The organism is Streptomyces sp. NRRL S-1022 (assembly GCF_000720135.1).
Classification (GTDB): Bacteria; Actinomycetota; Actinomycetes; order Streptomycetales; family Streptomycetaceae; genus Streptomyces.
Window position 1 is genome coordinate 1 of record NZ_JOIU01000077.1, and the last position, 4,232, is coordinate 4,232.

The 4,232-nt window shown below is 73.7% G+C and carries 1 protein-coding gene and 1 pseudogene; both read left to right on the plus strand.

The window, feature by feature from the left end:
- Positions 1 to 10 precede the first annotated feature (10 nt).
- Positions 11 to 2,410, plus strand: a pseudogene (locus IG05_RS44045) (polyketide synthase dehydratase domain-containing protein); the annotation flags it as partial.
- A gap of 106 nt (positions 2,411 to 2,516) precedes the next feature.
- On the plus strand, positions 2,517 to 4,232 hold a 1,716-nt coding region (locus IG05_RS47450; RefSeq protein WP_030349144.1), incomplete at its 3' end, for a beta-ketoacyl synthase N-terminal-like domain-containing protein.

The window sequence follows — 4,232 nt, forward strand, 5'->3', positions numbered from 1 at the left end:
GCTGACCGACTTGGCCGGCATCACACCGCGCCCGACGACGATCCCGTTCTACTCAACAGTCACCGGCGAGGAGATCGACACCTCCACCCTCGACGCCGGCTACTGGTACCGCAACCTCCGCGAACCCGTGCTGTTCGACCAGACCACCCGGCTGCTGCTCGCCTCGGGTGGTGACCCCGTCTTCGTCGAGATCAGCCCGCACCCGGTGCTCACGCCTGCGCTGGAGGAGTACGAAGCGGGCGTGGTGACCGGGACACTGCGCCGCGACCACGGCACCCATGCCGAGTTCCTGGCCGCCGCGGCGCGGCTGTTCGTCGCGGGTGTGCCGGTGCGGTGGCCGTTCCCCGAAGGGGCGCCGGTGGCGCTGCCCACCTACCCCTTCCAGCGGACGCGGTTCTGGCTCGCCGGAGGCGCGGGAGACGTGTCCGCAGCCGGGCTCGACTCGGTGGACCACCCGCTGCTCGGCGCCGCCGTCGAGGTGGGCGAACAGCGGGTCCTGACGGGTCGGCTCTCCCTGGCCACCCACCCCTGGCTCGCGGACCACTCCGTACTGGGGACGGTGCTGCTGCCCGCGACGGCGTTCGTGGAACTGGTGGTGCACGCGGCCGGGACGGCAGTGGAGGAACTGGTCCTGGAGGCGCCGCTGGTGTTGCCCGCGGACGGCGCGGTGGACGTGCAGGTCGTCGTGGGCGAGCCGGACGAGACCGGCCGCCGCACGGTCGACGTCCGGTCCCGTACGGACGGTTGGGTGCGGCACGCCACCGGCACGGTGAGCGGGGAACCCGTGGCCGGGCAGGAGCTGACGCAATGGCCGCCGGCCGGCGCGGAACCGGTCACCGGGCTCTACGACACGCTCGCCGCGGCGGGCTACGAGTACGGGCCGGTCTTCCAGGCCGTGCAGGCGGTGTGGCGCCGCGGCGATGAGGTGTTCGCCGAGGTCACCGTGCCGGACGCGGCCCGGTTCTCCGTCCATCCGGCCCTGCTGGACGCCGCCCTGCAACCGCTGGCGCTGCTGGCCGGCACGGAAGGCGACGTGCGGCTGCCGTTCTCGCTGGGCGGGATCGCGGTCCACCGCACCGGCGTGACCTCCGCGCGCGTGCGGCTGACGGCGGTGCGCCCCGGCACGTACGCCGTCCACCTGGCGGACCGGTCCGGCGAGCCCGTGGCGACCATCGAGGCGCTGACCACCCGTCCGATGGCTGAACGCGGCCCGCTGTACGCCCTCGACTGGATTCCGCTGACCCCCGGCGAAGGCGCGCTCGGCGACGCCGTCGTCTCACCCGGCTCGGTCGCCGAGGCGCTGGCGGCCGTCCAGGACTTCCTGGCCGGGCCCGGCGAACGGCTCGTGGTGCGCACGCGGGGCGCGGTCGCCGTCGTTCCCGGTGACGGGGTGAGCGACCCGGAAGCCTCGGCCGTATGGGGCCTGGTCCGGTCCGCGCAGTCCGAGCACCCCGGCCGGTTCGTGCTCGTGGACGCCGACGAGCTGCCCGACGGCCTGTCGGTCGGCGACGAGGACCAGGTGGCGGTGCGCCGGGGGGCCGTCTACGTGCCCCGGCTCGTGCGCTCCGCACCGGAGGCGTTCGACGGACGGCTGACGCAGGCGGCCACGGGCAGCCTGGACGACCTCGCCTTCCTGCCGTACGAGCAGGCCCCGCTCGGGCCCCGGGAGGTGCGCGTCGCCGTGCGGGCGGCCGGCCTGAACTTCCGGGACGTGCTGATCGCCCTCGGCGTCTACCCGGACCCGGCGCTGCTCGGCAGCGAGGGCGCGGGCGTCGTCACCGAGGCCGGCGCCGAGGTCACCGGGCTGCGGCCGGGTGACCGGGTCGCCGGGCTGCTGCCCGGCGCGTTCGGACGGGTGGCCGTCGCCGACCACAGGGTGCTGGTGCGCATCCCCGACGAGTGGACGTTCACCCAGGCCGCCACTGTGCCGATCGCGTTCATGACCGCGTGGTACGGCCTGCGCGACCTGGGCGGGCTGAAGGCCGGTGACCGGGTGCTGATCCACGCCGGGGCCGGCGGCGTCGGCATGGCGGCCGTCCAGCTCGCGCGGCTTTGGGGCGCGGACGTCCACGCGACCGCCGGCCCGGACAAGTGGGACGCGCTGCGCGCCCTGGGGTTGGACGAGGACCACATCGGCTCGTCCCGGACCCTGGAGTTCGCCGACCGGTTCGGACCCTTCGACGTGGTGCTGAACTCGCTGTCCGGTGAGTTCCTGGACGCCTCCCTGCGGCTGCTCGCGCCCGGCGGGCGGTTCGTGGAGATGGGCAAGGCCGACATCCGGCCCGGCGTGCTGGCCTTCGACCTGGCCGACGCGGGACCGGAGCGGCTCGGCGAGATCCTGGCCGAGGCCGTCCGGCTGCTCGGCGCAGGTGAACTGCGCCTGCCACCGCTCACCACCTGGGACGTCCGCCGCGCGCGGGACGCCTTCCGGTTCATGAGCCGGGCCGCTCACATCGGGAAGATCGTCCTCACTGTTCCGGCGGATCTCGATGTGGCCGGCACGGTGCTGATCACCGGTGGTACGGGTCTGGGAGCCCAAGGCACGGGCGGCCTGGCACCTGCACGAACTCACCCGGGGACGGGACCTGACGGCGTTCGTCCTCTTCTCCTCGGCGGCCGGGACGCTCGGCGCGGCAGGGCAGGCGAACTACGCGGCGGCGAACGCCTACCTCGACGGCCTGGCCGCGTACCGGCGGGCCCAGGGCCTGCCGGCGGTGTCGCTGGCCTGGGGCCAGTGGGCCGAGGCCAGCGGGCTGACCGGGCAGATGTCCGAGGCCGACGGTGAACGCCTCGCCCGCGCGGGGCTGCTGCCGATGGCGACCGACCACGGACTCGGGCTGTTCGACGGGGGCCTGGACACCGCGGAACCAGCTGTGGTCGCGGCCGGACTCAAGGTGTCCGCACTGGGCGACCGGCCAGTGCTGCGCGCGCTGGCACGCGCCCGCAAACCGGTGCGGACCACCGGACTGGCGGGCGAGCTGGGATCGCTCCCCGAGACCCGGCAACGCGAGATTCTGCTCGACCTGGTCAGCACCCACGCCTCCGCCGTGCTGGGCCGCAGCGACGAGATCGGTGGCGACCTGGCCTTCAAGGACCTGGGCTTCGACTCGCTGACCGGCGTGGAGCTGCGCAACCGGCTGTCCACGGCGGTCGGGACCCGGCTGTCGGCGACGATGGTCTTCGACCACCCGACCCCCGCCCGGCTGGCCGAATACCTGCGCGAGGTGGTCCTCGGCAAGGAACGCCGGACGGCCACACCCGTGCCGGTCGGGCTTCCGGTGCCGGGTGATCCGGTGGTGGTGGTGGGGTTGGGGGCCAGGTATCCGGGTGGGGTGGGCTCGGCGCAGGAGTTGTGGGGCCTGGTGTCGGGCGGCGTGGACGCGGTGGAGGAGTTCCCGTCTGACCGTGGGTGGGACGTGGGTCGTCTTTACGATCCGGCCGGTGGTCCGGGGACGTCGTACACGCGGGCGGGTGGTTTTCTGGGGGATGCGGGTGGCTTCGATGCCGCGTTCTTCGGGATCTCGCCGCGTGAGGCGTTGGCGATGGATCCGCAGCAGCGGGTGCTGTTGGAGACGGTGTGGGAGACGTTCGAGGAGGCGGGGATCGATCCGGCGTCGTTGCGGGGCAGCCAGACGGGCGTCTTCACCGGCATCTGGGCATCCGGCTACGCGGGCGGAGTGGACCAGATCTCGCACGACGCGGACGGCTATGTGGCCACCGGCACGGCGACGAGTGTGACCTCCGGGCGGGTGTCGTATCTGCTGGGGCTGGAGGGTCCGGCGGTGTCGGTGGACACGGCGTGCTCGTCGTCGCTGGTGGCGATTCATCTGGCGGCGCAGGCGCTGCGCTCGGGGGAGTGCTCGCTGGCGTTGGCCGGCGGTGTGACGGTGATGGCGACACCCGCCGCCTTCATCGACTTCTCCCGCCAGCGGGGGCTCGCGGCCGACGGCCGGGTGAAGGCGTTCGCCGAGGCGGCTGATGGTACGGCGTGGGGTGAGGGCGCGGGTGTCGTGCTCTTGGAGCGGTTGTCGGACGCCCGTCGCAACGGTCACCGGGTGCTGGCGGTGGTGCGGGGTTCGGCGGTCAATCAGGACGGGGCGTCCAATGGGCTGACCGCGCCGAATGGTCCGTCGCAGGAGCGGGTGATCCGGCAGGCGTTGGCGAATGCCGGGCTGGAGCCGTCCGAGGTGGACGCGGTGGAGGCGCACGGTACGGGGACGACGCTCGGCGAT